Source organism: Pseudomonas sp. GL-B-26 (assembly GCF_019947405.1).
Classification (GTDB): Bacteria; Pseudomonadota; Gammaproteobacteria; order Pseudomonadales; family Pseudomonadaceae; genus Aquipseudomonas.
Map to the genome: position 1 here is coordinate 127,431 of NZ_JAGYGJ010000004.1, position 15,088 is coordinate 142,518.

Annotated in this window: 16 protein-coding genes and 1 tRNA gene; 9 read left to right on the forward strand and 8 right to left on the reverse strand. The window is 54.8% G+C overall.

Annotation, left to right across the window (positions count from 1 at the left end):
* Positions 1-441: 441 nt before the first annotated feature.
* Genes KGB23_RS04290 through KGB23_RS04305 form a run of 4 tightly spaced genes read left to right on the forward strand, consistent with a single transcriptional unit; the run spans position 442 to position 2,459 of the window.
* A complete protein-coding gene (locus tag KGB23_RS04290) occupies positions 442-765 on the forward strand; it encodes a hypothetical protein (RefSeq protein WP_223430027.1) in 324 nt (107 codons plus the stop codon).
* Positions 766-817: 52 nt separating this feature from the next.
* Complete coding sequence (locus tag KGB23_RS04295; protein ID WP_223430028.1) at positions 818-1,174, forward strand: hypothetical protein; 357 nt, start codon at positions 818-820, stop codon at positions 1,172-1,174.
* A 45-nt stretch (positions 1,175-1,219) separates the two neighbouring features.
* The gene (locus KGB23_RS04300) at positions 1,220-1,426 is read left to right on the forward strand and encodes a DUF4224 domain-containing protein (protein ID WP_223430029.1); all 207 of its coding nucleotides are present in this window, start codon (positions 1,220-1,222) and stop codon (positions 1,424-1,426) included.
* A 1-nt stretch (position 1,427) separates the two neighbouring features.
* On the forward strand, positions 1,428-2,459 hold the full coding sequence (locus KGB23_RS04305) for a tyrosine-type recombinase/integrase (protein ID WP_150655810.1): 1,032 nt from the start codon (positions 1,428-1,430) through the stop codon (positions 2,457-2,459).
* Positions 2,460-2,541: 82 nt separating this feature from the next.
* On the opposite strand, the gene KGB23_RS04310 is transcribed toward KGB23_RS04305, so the two are convergent.
* A tRNA-Leu gene (locus KGB23_RS04310) sits at positions 2,542-2,628 on the reverse strand.
* A gap of 492 nt (positions 2,629-3,120) precedes the next feature.
* Between KGB23_RS04310 and KGB23_RS04315 the strand changes: the two genes are divergently transcribed.
* The 5 genes from KGB23_RS04315 (at position 3,121) to KGB23_RS04335 (ending at position 8,367) form a co-directional block, all read left to right on the forward strand.
* Positions 3,121-3,330: a hypothetical protein gene (locus KGB23_RS04315; RefSeq protein WP_223430030.1), complete on the forward strand. Its 210-nt coding sequence runs from the start codon at positions 3,121-3,123 to the stop codon at positions 3,328-3,330.
* A 309-nt stretch (positions 3,331-3,639) separates the two neighbouring features.
* Positions 3,640-3,885, forward strand: a complete 246-nt coding sequence (locus KGB23_RS04320) for a hypothetical protein (RefSeq protein ID WP_223430031.1) — start codon at positions 3,640-3,642, stop codon at positions 3,883-3,885.
* A gap of 227 nt (positions 3,886-4,112) precedes the next feature.
* The gene (locus KGB23_RS04325; protein WP_223430032.1) at positions 4,113-4,706 is read left to right on the forward strand and encodes a hypothetical protein; all 594 of its coding nucleotides are present in this window, start codon (positions 4,113-4,115) and stop codon (positions 4,704-4,706) included.
* Positions 4,707-5,130: 424 nt separating this feature from the next.
* Positions 5,131-5,304: a hypothetical protein gene (locus KGB23_RS04330; protein ID WP_223430033.1), complete on the forward strand. Its 174-nt coding sequence runs from the start codon at positions 5,131-5,133 to the stop codon at positions 5,302-5,304.
* A gap of 246 nt (positions 5,305-5,550) precedes the next feature.
* Positions 5,551-8,367 carry a metallophosphoesterase family protein gene (locus KGB23_RS04335; protein WP_223430034.1) on the forward strand — a complete coding sequence of 939 codons (2,817 nt, stop codon included), beginning with the start codon at positions 5,551-5,553 and terminating at the stop codon, positions 8,365-8,367.
* Between the two features lie 329 nt (positions 8,368-8,696).
* Here the strand turns inward: KGB23_RS04335 and KGB23_RS04340 are convergent, their stop codons facing one another.
* From KGB23_RS04340 to KGB23_RS04370, 7 genes are all read right to left on the reverse strand, one after another.
* Positions 8,697-9,239 (reverse strand): lysis system i-spanin subunit Rz, encoded by a 543-nt coding sequence (locus KGB23_RS04340; RefSeq protein WP_223430035.1) that lies wholly within the window; start codon positions 9,237-9,239, stop codon positions 8,697-8,699.
* Positions 9,221-9,784 carry a glycoside hydrolase family 19 protein gene (locus KGB23_RS04345; protein WP_223430036.1) on the reverse strand — a complete coding sequence of 188 codons (564 nt, stop codon included), beginning with the start codon at positions 9,782-9,784 and terminating at the stop codon, positions 9,221-9,223. The genes KGB23_RS04340 and KGB23_RS04345 overlap by 19 nt, the downstream gene beginning before the upstream one ends.
* Before the next feature lie 57 nt (positions 9,785-9,841).
* Positions 9,842-10,888: a phage late control D family protein gene (locus KGB23_RS04350; RefSeq protein ID WP_223430037.1), complete on the reverse strand. Its 1,047-nt coding sequence runs from the start codon at positions 10,886-10,888 to the stop codon at positions 9,842-9,844.
* A 93-nt stretch (positions 10,889-10,981) separates the two neighbouring features.
* Positions 10,982-11,188: a tail protein X gene (locus tag KGB23_RS04355; RefSeq protein WP_150655344.1), complete on the reverse strand. Its 207-nt coding sequence runs from the start codon at positions 11,186-11,188 to the stop codon at positions 10,982-10,984.
* Positions 11,163-12,023, reverse strand: a complete 861-nt coding sequence (locus KGB23_RS04360) for a phage tail protein (protein ID WP_223430038.1) — start codon at positions 12,021-12,023, stop codon at positions 11,163-11,165. Before KGB23_RS04360 ends, KGB23_RS04355 begins: the two co-directional genes overlap by 26 nt.
* 12 nt (positions 12,024-12,035) lie before the next feature.
* A complete protein-coding gene (locus KGB23_RS04365) occupies positions 12,036-14,618 on the reverse strand; it encodes a phage tail tape measure protein (protein ID WP_223430039.1) in 2,583 nt (860 codons plus the stop codon).
* Positions 14,619-14,766: 148 nt separating this feature from the next.
* Positions 14,767-15,078, reverse strand: coding sequence for a phage tail assembly protein (locus KGB23_RS04370; RefSeq protein WP_223430040.1), 312 nt, complete (start codon positions 15,076-15,078; stop codon positions 14,767-14,769).
* Between the last annotated feature and the right edge of the window lie 10 nt (positions 15,079-15,088).

Here is a 15,088-nt window from a genome sequence, read left to right on the forward strand (position 1 = left end):
CCACGTTTCCTATCCGTTAAGGCCGGTGAGGGCTGGCTTTGCGGTCCCGGCTGTAATGGTCATTCCCCCTGTAGGTCTGGGGGGAGCCTTGGGAACTGGATTTTTGGCCGGCACCTGTGCGGGCTCAGGCGACATGCCTTCATTTTTGGTGTCGGTCGTCACTACAACTCTCTCGTTAGCCATGGGTTGTTCCTCTTCCATGGACGCCAGGGCGGCATCCTTCTACGTCCTCGGCCCCGGTTTTAGGCCAGGGCGTGGTGTGTAACTGAGCAACTTCTGCATAGGCAACTTGGAAAGTGATCCCGTATTGACCGGCGATGAATTCGAGAATAGCTGCCTTTTCCTCGCTGTCGATCATTGAAAGAAACTGCGCACTCGCCAAACAGCAGTAACCCCTCCCCCCCCCTCAAAGTCAGCTGCTATAGCGGCAAAGGAACAGTCATGCCTGAAGAAACTGTTTTGATCCAGCCTGCCCCTGTTGTACGCGAGGCGCATGGCTGGTGGCACCACCCCGATCTGCCGATGTTCGAAGAGGACCAAGGTGAAGAATCGCGGGAGTGGGTAAAGGCTCAGGGCCTGACCATCGTTACCGCCGAAATGGAATACGAAGTCGATACCGACAACGATCCGTACTTTGAGCAGGGCGAAGGTTCCTGCGCGCATTGGGAGCCGAGCAAACCTGAGGGTGATGGTTGGTTCACGCTCGCCATATCCGACACCGACAACGGACCGGCCTGCTGGTGGGCACGGCGGGTGACGCGATGATCCTCCCCGCCCTCGCCTACATGGCCTGGCTCATCTACAAGGGGCCACGGCGATGAAGGCTCGCATTGAGAAGAAACTGAGCAAGCGCCTGTTTCAATTGCACCCTGGGCTCTATCGGCGGTCTTGGATCGACAAAGACGAACCGAGTGAGCTTGCTTACAGGCAGCGCACCCGCGTGAGCCATGTACGGAGTGTCGGCGGTGGCACCGACTATTGGGGTGAAGGTCAGGACGCATACACCGTTTGGGCGGACTGGAAGAGTAATTGGCCCTGGCATGGTCTGTTCAATTCGTTCCCGGAAGGTCATGAATTTGAATGCTACCCGGACACCGGCAGCTTCAGGCCGACCACCCGCAGCCTTCTGAAGCTTGCCGCTGACTGCGAGCTGATCTCCAAAGCAACAGCCTAACCCCTCTCCCCACCTTCTGCTGCCACGCACGGCATGGAATAGCTCATGAGCATTCAATTTTTATCGCACGAAGAGGTTTGCGAGCTGACTGGCGCGCGGACCAAGGCAGGACAGATCCTCAACCTGAAGAAGAATGGCGTCAGACACACCATTAAGGTGAATGGTTGGCCAAGTGTCACGGCCATGGCCGTGACGGCGGTCGGTATGTTTGAAGCAGAAAAACCCGAATGGAAACCACGCAAGGCTAGCTGAAATGGGACGACGACCGAGTAAATCCGGCTCAATAGCCCGGCTGCGAGAGCGCAAGAAAGCCAGCGGCCGGGTTTTCTACTACTACGAGATGGGCGGCAAGGACCGCAAAGAAATCGCGCTGGGCAGCGACTACGGCCTGGCAATCATGGAATACGCTAAGCTTGAGCGGGACCGCACCGCGACTGCGCTGGTCGCCAAGGTGATCACGTTCCGGTACGTGGCCGAAAAGTACATGGTCGACGTCGTGCCAACGAAAAAACCCGCCACACAGAAGGACAACGTCAGAGAGCTGAAAAACCTGATGTCTTTTTTTGACGACCCGCCGGCACCGCTCGAAACAATCCAACCCCTGCATGTCCGCCAGTATTTGACCTGGCGCAAGGCTGCTCCTGTAAGGGCCAACCGCGAGAAGGCGTTGCTCAGTGCAATTTGGAACTTTGCGAGGGACGTTGGCTATACAGCCTTGGCCAACCCGTGTGCCGGGATCAAGGGCAACAAGGAAACCGGCCGGGACGTCTACATCGAGGACGCGCTGTTCAAGCGTGTATACGAGAAAGCAGATGCTGGCCTGCGAGATGCGATGGACCTTGCCTATCTGACCGGCCAGCGCGTGACCGATACCCGATTACTGGACGAACGGGACGTCCGAGACGACCAAATCTGGGTGCTTCAAGGCAAGACGAATGCAAAACGTCGGATTGAGATAAGTGGCGAACTGAAGGTTTTGATTGATCGAATCATGTCCCGAAAAAAAGAACATAAGGTCCGCTCGACACGGCTGATCGTTTCGGAGGATGGCACACCAATGACGGTGGCAATGTTGCGGGGAAGGTTTGACCTGGCCAGGGAGGCCGCGGGTGTCGCGAAGTCCGAGTTTCAAATGCGAGATTTGCGTGCAAAGGCTGGTACGGACAAGGCCGAATCTAGCGGCGACATCATGCAAGCCAGGGATCAACTTGGGCATACGACCGTTGTCATGACCGAGCAATACATCCGCAATCGCATAGGCAAGAAAGTCTCGCCAACTAAGTGAATTGCGACCCAACTCTAAAATTGCGACCCAGAAACAAACAAGGGTTTGCATCAGCTTTCGCTCGCAAACCCTTGATTTTAGATGGTGCCCGAAGCCGGAATCGAACCGGCACGCCCTTACGAGCGGGGGATTTTAAGTCCCATGCGTCTACCAGTTTCGCCATTCGGGCGGTAGCGCGGTGAAGCAGTCTGAAGACTGTCAAATAACGATTTGGCAGTTCTGACGCCTGTGCAGCAGAGGGGGAAATATATACATCCCGCCCCGGTGAAGCAAGTTTGCGACGGACCTTTTCAAGACTAAATCTTGCAGGACAGTGCAAATAAAAAAGCTCCGTAAATCATAGATCTACGGAGCTCGTTTAAAGTGGAGGCCGAGGTCGGAATCGAACCGGCGTAGATGGATTTGCAATCCATCCACAAAACAAGCTATTTCAATAGGTTAGCAGCTTTACCGTTCCGCAAGCTACTGATTTTTAAAGGCCTGTATCCTACGGACTTCAAGGAGCCAGTTTTGGGTTGCGGAACGGATTTTTCCTCTTTCTCCCCTGCCTCCGACCCAGCATCAGCCCGAATGTACCCTTTTGGCGCTCTGAATCTGCGCCTCCATATGTGCCACTGCCCTTGCCGCCTGCTACGCTGAATCTTCCACGGAGGAATCGCCCTTGCCAAATTCAGACCTGCTCCCTTCCCTGCTATTCAAGATCAACGAAAATCAACTCGCCCTCGAAGCCGCCATCCTGGAACTCTCGAACTGGGTCGAGCAGCGCGGATCGGCCGATGTCGCCGATAATGTACGTGGAGCCTTGGACACCATCGACAAAAATGAGGAGTTCATCAAGCTGACACTCGCAGTCCTAATGACGCCTGGGTGACAGTTATCGGCCGAGGCTGTGTAAAAACGTTTTAGAGCAGGTTTGAAGGTTCTAATCAGAACGAAAACCGAGCTCCTACGCAAATTTCGGCACCTCTGATCTGCCAATCACTGTGAGATTTCACGTAGAGACGCGGACTTCAAAACAGGGCCTACGTTTTTACACAGCCTGGGCCACAAGTTGCCCTTGACGCCTCCCAGCCGCGTTCGGTTACTGTATAAATGCACACAAGGCAAAATCGTTGCCTGCATATAGGTTTCCCCAAACTCCGTGGGGCTTTAGCTACTCTCCAATCAATAAGGCATTTTCATGAACGAAAGAACTGAGGTTGACCCGGTCGAATTTCACTTCAAACAGATCCTCGAGTCCGAGAAGCTGGGGCATAAAAAAAGTAAAGTCTCCACGACTCAAGGGGTCATGGTGGCTTTAGCTTTAGCCGATCGGAGATTTGCCGAACCTGAATTCCAAAACCAACCAGTCAAAGATCTTCATGCAAAACTTGATCAGCCTCAGCTCGCAGCTCTGAAGCGGTTCAGGGATGAACAGGAAATTTGACAATGTTGACGTTTGAAGCCTTGGTAGTGGTGGCATCGTACCCATCCCCGGCCGAATATGAGCTTTTTGGCGGCATTCATAATCCGAGTGCCGCCTTCGGGTCGATCACTGCCCGCCAAGACACTTTACGACGTCCTAGGACTAGGTAAAACCTGCGTAAAAAACCATTTAATTCTGGCCATCCCCACAGAGCAAAAACCTTACTTCGTTAAAAGAGTCCACACCAAATGCGTTCAGACGACACAATAAAATTTATTCGATCGCACCTAGAGCAACTAAAAGACAACAGCAACGCAGCAGCGGATATTGCCACCCTCGAAAGTCTACTTAAGAAACTAAAAAACAATAATTTCACTGAAGAAGAAGAAGATGATGATGATGAAGACCCGCTAGAATTAACACTTCAAATAAATGATCAAGAACATCAATGGGAAGTCGAAGAATGGCGCTCTTCGGTAGAGGCTAGCCAAAGTGTGATCAAGGCGTGCTTAGTCATTACTGGGGGCTCTGCAGCAGCGTTGCTTGCCTTTGCCGGGTCGGCATGGAGCTCGCTAAAGCCTGAAGGGATAGAATCACTAGGCATCACCTTAAAAATTTTAGGCTTTGCAATTTTTTTAACAGCACTGGCCGGGTGCTCCAAATACTTAGCCCAGCACCACTACCTGGAACGGGAGCCCAATCACAAAACTATCGGAAATCGATTTCAGAACCTATTTTTAACACTTATTATAAGTTCGTATGGTTTGATACTGGCCGCATACTTCGAGGCAGGAAACATGCTATCAATGTTCAATGTTGTACGACCAATACTGATCAATTAATAGCTCAGTAAACGTGGCTCTTGAGTCTCATGATGTACCTTCACGACCCTGCCCAAGCTCGTGCTGAATCGCCCCTAATTTAGTAGGCGATGACTGATTGCTCTGGCCGAAATCAGTCCTTGCCGAGCGGCCGTTTAGGGTCGAAAACGGGCGGTATGCTCGAAGGGCACAAAGCTGGGCGTCAGCAACCTAATAATGAGCAATATAAAACATCAAATCCGCTCCACGATGGATTGGGCGTAGCAGTCACCCATCACCCTAGCCAGCTTAGTTAACCCTCTATAACCCCTTCACTTTGTAGCAATTTCTAAGCAAGCTGCAATCATCGCCTGACAGGGGCACTGCCGGTACTATGCTTGTACTTTTTCTTGAAAGGAGTCGACACCATGCGGGTGAGTATTCACTGTCCGATGTGCTCGAAAGGATGTACACCAATCAATTGGCCCTGGAGGCAGCATTGATGGAGCTGACGCTTCGGATGGAAGAGCAGGGCTCGTCAGATGTGGGCGAAAATATCAGCGGGGTGCTGCAAACTATTGGTGAAAATGCTGGCCATATCAAACAGGGGTTAGCAAAGCTGAGAGGAAAAGATCTCTAACCAGTCCCTCACGATTGAAAATGAGCACCAAAAATTTGGTAGCGGAGGCGCCCGTCTCGCTACTTTTTTGCAAAAACAAATGTCACTGTGCCATCCTAGACAAACCTCCCGCGCAAATAGAGAGAGGCTCGCTCAATTTTGTAGGATAAAGGCACACAGTTATTTCATATTTATCTTTTTTATTTTAAAACAATTACGCTATCTAAATTAGCAAAACCAAAGCGTTGGTTCTAAGGATTAGGGTCTATGTCTGGAATTTTGAAATGGTTACATTTATCAGATTTTCACTTTGGAAAAAATGCCTATGAGCAGGAATTTTCTTCTAGAAAGTTAATCGACTTTCTCTTAACACAAAGGGAAAAAGGCGAAACCCCAGATTTCATCTTTATAACAGGAGACATAGCAAACTCCGGAACAAAAGAGCAGTATCAGCTATACAAGGACAACATTTTAAATCCACTATTAAATTTATACGGCCAAGATTTTTTGAACAGAATTTTCACTGTTCCCGGAAATCATGATCTTGACCGAGAAGTAAATGATGGCTTCAGCAAACAAAAGTTTCTACGACAAGATGCAGAATACTTTCTACCAACAGCAAAGGCACTGAAGGCACGTGACATGCTTTTGGGACGCTTTCAAGCCTATATAGAACATGCTGGCGACAAGCGTGCAATAAGTTTCCGTGAGGAAGGTGGCACTTATAACGAAACCCACTCATTCGATAAGTTATCTGTCGGAATTGTAGGAATCAATACTTCGTGGTTATGCGACGGAGATCAAGATAAATTCTACATCACACCGGGCTATAGACTTGTTCGCGAAGCTCTTGAAAAAGTAACATCTACAGACGTCAAGATAGTATTAGGTCATCACCCTCTCTCGTGGTTACATGAGTCAGAGCGACGTGCATTAGAGACAGTTCTAGGGGAGCATAATTCTTTCTACTTACACGGCCACATGCATGATGCTTGGGCAGAACCAACGCTGTCAGGTAGCGGGAATTTCATAGGCATACAAACTGGCGCTGGATGGCAGGCGCCAGAGGGAAGTAAATGGAAAAATGGCTTTTTGTGGACTGAGTTCGATTTAAACGAAATGTCCATATATTTACGCCCTTATACATGGAGTGTTCCCACTCAGTGCTGGTTCCAAAATATGGAGCCCTTCCATAGTTCTCAAATTACAAGCAGGGGAGCAAAATTTAATGCCCCAGCACCTAAGCTTATAAGCTATACGTCTCGTCCGAAAAAAAAGCCATTGGGAGGATGGGAAGTAAAGAATTCAGCAGAGCTGGCTCCGCGCCCTGCATTGGATTTAGAAGAAGCTATTCGATACTTTGACGGTGCGGACCCAACTTGGGAAAATGTATTATCAGAATCAATTCCAAAACGCGAAATTGTGGCGCAGATACGAGATCATTTTTTACGCACCATCAAAACATCTGAAGTTTCGGTTACAGTAATTTTGGGTGCGGGCTGCGAAGGTAAAACTACCGCGCTATTACAAGCAGTTAGTGACATCCTAGCTCTTCAGCCGAGTAAACGAGTACTTAATCGTACAAACCCAAATAGGGCTTTCATCCCAGATCAACTCTTGCCCGAACTCAGTGAGCATGACGATTGGTTGGTGGTAGTAGATCAAGCAGAGGAAGTATCCCGCGAAATATTAAGTTTCATTGATCGCGGCTGCGAAGGGTACTCGGGGAGGATCGATTTCATTCTCGCAAGTAGAGATTCGGACTGGCGCTCCTCTGGTGCCGACTCTTTGCTTTGGGACTATCACGCCAAATTCAAAGCCATACATCTTAAGAATCTAAGTTCAAAAGACGCAGAGGAAATAGTGTGTGCATGGGCTAAGTATGGCGTGCGTGGGTTAGGAGAAGAGCTTTATTTATTACCTGCGAGTGAAAGATCTAGGAAACTCAGATACTATGCAAAAAAGGAGGCGCAAGGGAAAAATGATGCATTCTTTGGCGCATTGCTTATGTCACGACATAGTGCTGATTTGATTGATCACGCTGAAGCCATGCTATTGAATTTGGATAGAATCGCTTTAGATGCTGGACACACACTGAAAGACGCATTTTCTTATATAGCCGTTATGCATGCTCAAGGGTTCGACCAGTTAAGCAGTGCTACCTTAGCGAGCGTTCTTGGTATTGACCCCAACAAGTTAAATTCTTCCGTGATCAAAAAACTCGGCCAGGAAGCAGCCGTAGCTTATACGGCAAAAGCGATATTTACGCGTCATCGCTACATTGCTGAGGCAGTCGTTAATGTGCTGGAAGCACGATTCGACGAAAACATTTCAGAGTACTTTGTTAAGTTGGCGATTTCAGAAACACGAAGAGCCAAAACGGAAAACTTTCTGAGTTCCAACTTCTGGCGCTATGAGATATCAGAAGAATTATTTGATGCCGGAGAACCACAACTAGGACTAACTGTCGCTCAGTCTTTGTACGACGACAACCCTAACGACTATCATCTTTTAACGAAGCTAGCCTATCTATATCGCAAAGCAGATAGCGTAGAAAAATGCTTACCACTATTTAGAGAGTTCCCAGAAAAACCTCAGAATCGAGGCTTCTATTTTGAGTGGGGGGTGTGTGAGGGGCGAGAGCGAAACTACGTTGAGCAGGCACTCCTAGCATCCTACGCTATGTCTGACGATGTTGAAAACTCATCGATCAGATTTGATCAAGCCTCAATGTTTTTGAGCAATCTGGCGTACGCCTACCGTAAACTATTCGCCGAATTTGTGGACATGAAATTTCAAGCTGCACACGAAGCAGCAGTCTCTTTGCTTGTAATACTTCAGAAACGAGATAAGGAAATCAGTTCTAACGCACTTATTTCCGAGTTCTTAAAACTGGTCGATAGAAAGCGGGCGACTTTGTACGAACGATCAGTAGCGGTACAGCATTTGGTGGATGCCGCAGCACTGCTACCGAAGTATGGTGTTCGCCCTGAAGTATCGGAAAAAGTAAGCATGAGTATTCTCAGCCTGCACTCCTTAGATGTAATCGTTGGGAACGTACAGAGACAGTTGGAAACAGCATGACAAGCAAGAGCAACGTCAGCAAGAGGTGACAGTAAGCCTATCAAAAAGCATATATCACCTAACGCTTAAATACTGAAAGCGGCGCCGTAAACCCAAGAGGCGCCGCTTCTCTAAGAGGTGATTTTTTTATTCCAAAAAAACTTACCGTGAGGATCCCCCCGCGCATTTACCATGATTGGGTTGCACGACCAACCGAAAAACCTTAGAGATAAGTACGACGTTGAAACGGGCGAACCGAACAGTCAGTTTTAACTGCAAACTCCAACGACAATAAAGATGCAAGCACATTAAAAGAATCGGTGTTGAGCATTTGGCTGGACCGCTCTTTTTTACTTCGGTGTTGAGATTTTTTGGGCGTAGGCCTGACAGGCCGCCAAGGCGATCAGTCCTTTGTCGCCGGCATCGGTGATGCCGATAATTCGTTGAGCATGCGCTGGGTCAAGTTGGGCTCTTGTGGCGCCATGAACCATGCCGCCGGCTGGGGTGGCGGCTGACACTGGGTCGCCACTGCCTGCATCGGTGGCGTCGAGTAGGACTGACAGCCGTAGATCAGCAGTGGCAAGGCGATCACGCAGGCGAGCCTGGTTGGTTTGAGCATCGCTCAGTTCCTTGTAGTGGGTTTGTTCGCTGGCCGACAGCCGCTGCTCCAGGGCCAGACGATTGTCCTGTGCCGTGCGCACCTGTTCAGCGGCGGCGTTACTGATGGCGATCAGATCGTCCTTGTGCAAGCCGGCCTGTTCGGCGAGTTGCTGGCCGTAACGCCAGTCCTGAACCTTCCAGGCCGACGCGGCAGATCCGCCAATCAATGCGGTCAGCAGCACGCCAACGGCCAACAGCCGGTACGGCGCAGGGATCAGGTCGACGACACGCATAGCACGGCCCTCGCCCGTTTCCACAGCTGCAGCCGATCTTGCAGGCCGTTGAGTCCACCGTTGATCTTGCGGGTGATCGCCTCGAACTCATCCCGATCCGCCAGGGCATTCAGCTCACGTACCCACCAGAACCACGCCGCTGACTCGGCCGCCCATTGCGGCAGTTCGAGCAGCTCAGGGGTGCGCAGCAAGCGCTCGTCGCCGAACAGTGCCAAGCTGCAGCGCAGGTAGTTATTGCGGCCGGTCACCTGGATCAGGCCGCGACCGCGATAGCGCTGGCCATCTCCATCCGCCTCTGGGGTGTTGCCCAGTTTCGCGGCCAGGTTGCCGGTGTCGTATTTGCTCAGGTACCGATCGCCACCCAACTCACGTACGTACTGCAGCTGGCCAGACTCGTGCCCGACCTGGGCCAGGAACGCAGCCTGCCGCGTCGGTGTGTTGATCTGCCGATGCACCATGGCCGCATTGAGGGAGGATACAAAAACGCCCGCTTGGCGGCGGGCGTTTGGGAGGATTCGCAGCAATTGCTGTTCCGTGATGGACATACAAACTCCAGGTATAAAAAAGCCGCACGCGGCGGGGTTAATGGGGACGCGATAGCGTTAGGCGAGACTGACGACCTTGACCGGCTTCACCTCCTTCTTTTTCTTGCCCTTGGTTTTGGCTTTGCCCTTGTTGCCGCCATTGCACTCAACCGCGGTCGACCAGCCGGCTCGGGTATAAGTCTGCTCCACCGAATCCGCCAGATACTCGCCATCGAGTCCGACCTTGAAGCCCTGGGCATTAATCGGCCGCTCGGCAAACAGGTCGGTGCGACCGGTCATTTCGAAGCGCACCCCCGCGCCGGAGCGGTTGAACGCCGCCAAGCGCGCCTTGGCCGCCGACTCGGCGGCGCTCTTGTTTGGGTGAATGTGCCGATCGGTATGCACCGAGGGCAGGCCGGCCGGCGCGTCCTCATTGTCCAGGGACACCACCGCGAGCTTGCCGCCCTTCTTGTCTTGGTGCTTGGTGGCCACCTTGCCGTGCGTGTTGCGATCGCCCAGGCGGAACTGCCAACGGCTGACGTCGCTGCGCGTGAGGGTGATAGCGCCGAACGCCTTGCCGCTCGCGCTCTGTCCGCCCTGGCGCGGCATCACCAACAATTTGCCATCGGCGACCTTGGCGGTGCAGTCGTACTGCTTAGCCAGGCGCGTGATGAAATTAAAGTCGGATTCGCTGAGCTGATCCGCACGCGGGACCTTGGTGGCCACCGGACAACTCGGCTCCCAGCCGTTACGCGCGGCGATATCGCCCACGATTTTCGACAGTGGCACGTCCTCCCAGCTCCCGCTGCGAATGGTCTTGCCACTGCCGCGCATATCGCTGGCCTTGCCCTTGATCACCAGCGTATCCGGCGGTCCCAATACCGTGATCTCGTCGACCACGTAGCGACCCAAACGGGCCAGCCCCGTCTCGACATAGCCCATGTAGATCTCGACCCCAGCACCGCGCCGGGGCAGCGTCACCAGCCCGTCACGGTCGTCAATGCGTAACTCGAACTCGTCGGAATCCATCCCGGGTTTGTCGGTGGTGCTGAGCTGGATCAGCCGATCATTGATCAGGCCGGTGATGTCGACACCATCGGCGACGACGCGAAACATGGGGGTCATGGGATTATCCAAAAGAAAACCCGCGCAAGGCGGGTTTGGGGAAGGGGCGTTACGCGTAACGCCATCGAGCGCCGGCGGCGACTCCGGACGGGGTCAGTCCCAGAGCGTGACGGCCTCGGTGACCGGGCTCGGCAGATCCGGCAGGACGATGATCAAGCCGGTGCGAAACGGCTGCTCTTCCTCGGCCAGCCCCTGATTGGCATCAAGCACCGCCTCGACGCTGCCATTCAGGTGGCCATAAAAGTTATGGCAAAGGGTGTCCAGCAGATCCCCGTCAGACGTTCTGCATGTCGTCGCCATAGCGCACAAACTCCAGAGTGAACTCTTGTTTACGCGGAATCCCGCCTTGCATCAGCGCGCTTTGATCTTCGTCGACGCTCTCCAGGCACCAGGTGCCCAGCACGTCGCCATAGCCGGTGGTCAGCGTCAGCGGCTGAAGCCGGCCGCCGATCGTGCGCAACGTGTCGAGCTGCTTCAATCCGCCCTTGAAGCCCGGGAAAATCTGGCCCTTGAGGGTGATTTTTTCGTCACCCATGCCGACGCCCTGCTGCGCCGGCCGGCGCGACAAACGCTCCTGCGAGGCCCAGCGGAATTTGGTCGAGCGACGCAACGAGTCAAAGGCCGCCGTGTCGAGGTTGAAGTAATACGGCTGCGCCTTGGGATCGAGCGGCTGAATGATCAACAGGTGCGGGAACGGCTTCACCGCCTCCGGCGCGGGCGTGCCATCGGTGACAAATGCCCACGACGGCAACACAGTGGTCAACGCCGGACTGACCTTGCCGGCGATCTTGCTGATGGCCGACGCCGCCCGGGCCGCCTGCGACTTCAGCATCCCCACGCGCTCGTCAATTTGCGACACCGACCGCGCGGCCTTGTTGTAGGTGGCCACCACCTGCCCGACCTTGGCCTGGGCCGCCTGCACCCCACGCATCACGCGCTGAAGCTTGGCCCCGACCGCCGGCCCGACAAAGGGCAAATCCTCCAGCTCGGACGCCGCCCCGGTGATTTCGCCGATCGCGCCATTCACGGGCCCCAGCATGCCGTCCAGGCTACGCCGGCCGGTTTCCCCGGCCGTGGCCAGGTACTTCAAGCCCGACTGTAACTGCTGCAATGCAGTCTTTTCCTGATCAGACATATGCCCTCCTGATTAAACATGCGGTTCGTCGTACAGCTTGCTACTGCCCACCTGCTTGGCCATGTCGCGATAGTGCTGATCGAGCAACGGTTTGAGCTGGTTATAGAGCGTCGCCGCGTCCTTCACGTCGCCGTTCACCACCAGCGAAAACGGCGCCTGAATGTCCACTTTCGATTCGATGGTGGTCGGTGCCGGCTTCGCCGCCATCGCCAACGGCCCCGCCGGCAGGCCCGCGTCCGCACTGGCCGGGGGCAACATCATGGCCCGGGCGGCGTCACCCGGTTGCGGCGCCGGGGCTTCCAGCCCGGAGCGAATGACCTTGGGCCGACGCAGCTCCGAACCCGGAAAGCGCACCTTGTTGGCAAAGTGCGGCAGCAACATGGCGTCTTTGGAGTCGAGGTCGCGCGGGTCATACGACACCGGCGGCGCCGGTGGCGGCTCAAACGCTTTCGGCGCCGTGTCGAACGATTTGGCGATGTCGCCCATCACCGGCGGCACGTTCTTGCCGGCATTGGCCATCATCAGCGGCCCGGCCGCCGGCATGCTCTTCAGCGCTTCGTCCGTGCCGAACATCGACTTGCCGAGGTAACCGCCCAAGGCGTCGCCGCCCATGTTGCCGAGAACACCGCCAACCAGCCCGCCAATAGCGGTGCCAATGACCGGCAAAAGCATCGTGCCGAGAGCGGCCCCAGCCGCAGCCCCGGATAACGCTCCAGCCAAACCACCCGCCGCCCCGCCATAGCCTTCGGCTTTCTCGTCCCGCGTCTCGGCGTTCTGGTAGGTGTCGTAGGCCTTAAACCCCGCATCCACCACCGCGACCACTGCCGTGCCTTTCACCACGGAGCCGACGCCTCCGCCGCCTCCGCGACCACCACCCTTGCCGCCTTTTTTGCCCTTGCCATCGGTATCGAGGTCGCCAGCGTCCAGGCCGCCACCGCCACCCATGCCCCCCATGTTGGTCACGATCACCTTTTGCGGGATGTTCGGATTGCCCATCAGCGAGCCACGGCCGATGTTCAGTAGGCCCTTGGCGATCTTGAAGGTACTCATGGCCGACTGAAAGGCGATCACGGCCGCGACGGCCGCACCGATGCCGGTCACCAACTTAGGCGATTCGTCCGACAGCTTGCTCAGCCCTTGGGTGACGTAGGTCAGACCGTCCGCCACCTTATCGGTCACCGGCCGGAAGACATCGCCGATCGCGCGCATGGCGTCGTCCATGGACTGGGCCATTTCCGACCACTTTTGCGCCGACGACTGCCGGCGTTCCTCCAGGTTCTTATCCAAGATCCCGGTGGCACTCGCCGACTCCGATTTCAGCTTGGCGTACAGATCCTTGTTCTGCATGAACGCGGTCAACGCGCCCTTGACCTGCATGTCGGCGAACAGGTCGCCGGTGCGCAAGGCTTGTTCCAGGGACGCAATCATGGCCTTGGCTTTTTCCGGATCGGTCTCCTGGCTGATCTCGGCCGTGGCCTTCGCCATGGCGGCGGCCTTCTTCGGATCGGTCGCCGCGATGTACTTCTGCGCCAGCTCAAAGCTGGATTCCAGCGTCGATTTGCCATTCTGCAGGCCGGTGTTCATCGAGCCCTGATAATCGATCCCGGCCTTTTTATAGGCGGTGACTGTGTCACCCGAACCGATCTTTTCCATCCAGTTCTTGAGGTTGCCGGCGGCTTCGTCGGAGCTGCCCGCCGTCTTCATTTGCACCTGAAGCATGGCGCCCAGTTGCGTCACCGAATCCATGCCGGTGATGCCTAGCTTACCCATACCCGCCAACAGCTCGGGGAACCAACGGGCCATGTCGGCCGCCTCGAAACTGCCCGCTTGCCCTTGGTAGGCGATCGCCTCCAGCGCCTTCTGCATTACCGCCGGGTCGGAGATCTTGGCGTTCTGCCCCAGGGCATTGATCATGCGCGCCGTTTCGCCGCCATCCGAACCCTGCCCCACGGCGAACTTGGCCGCCGTCGGGGCGTATTGCAGCGCCTTGTCCAGCTCCATGCCGGCGCCCACCAGGGCGTTGACCACCTCGGCCACCTGATTGCGCGCCATGCCGGTGTCGCGTGACGTGTCGATGATCTTCCTCGACATTTCACCCTCTTCGGGCTTGTTGGCAATGTTCGACTTGATCGCAATGTCACGAATGATCGCGCCATAGTCCGCGCTGACCTTGGTCGGAATCGCCATCGCCGCCGTGGCGGCCACCGCCTGGCCGACGCTGCTTTTGAGTTTCTGCTTGCCTTCGTCGAGTTGCTGGTGACCTTTGGCCTTCAGCTCGGCCTTGTTCGCCGCCTGACCCATGGCCGTGTAGGCCTTGGTCAGATTGTGGACCTCCACGCCTTGCTTTTTCAGGCTGCTGATATTGCCCTCAAGCTGTTTCAGCAGGGCGCTGGCACCCTTCTCGCCCGCCATGTGCGCCTTGCGCCATTCATCGCGCAACCGCATGGTGTCGCCGATGGTCTTTTCCAGCACCCGGGCTTTTTGGCCTTCGGCCTCCAGGCGCTTGATGCGACTGGTGACGTCCTTGAACGCCGAGCCCACCGTGGAGCTGACCGCCCCGCCAATGACCAGGCCGAGCGCGAGTTTGTTCGCCATGTGCGTGCCCTATACGTCGGGTCAATCAAAGGCGGCTCAATCCGTAAGCCACCACACCATCTCAGAAAACGGCATGGCCTTGATCTCGGCGGCCGAGAAACTAGTCTCTTTTGCCAAGCGTCGGGCCAGTGCCTTGAGGGTGGTTTCGTTACACGTCGTCTTCTTCAACCAGACGAAAATAGCCGGCCTGCAAGCGGTTGTAGTCTTTGACTTTCAGGGACGCTAGATCCGTTTCGGTGGCCATGATCAAGCTGCAAAACAGGTTCTTTTCCATCTTGTCGTATTCGCCGCCGCCGGCCGCCTTGGCGGCCTCCATGTCCCTGACGCTGGGCGCGCGCATCGTCACCTTGTCGACGAGAACGCTGCTGATATTGGCCTTGTAGGCCAGCGTGACGGTAACGCCGTCGTCGGTGAGTTCCAGCCACTTCGGCAACGGTTTGTTCAGGCTTACTTGAGTCATGTTCTTTAGT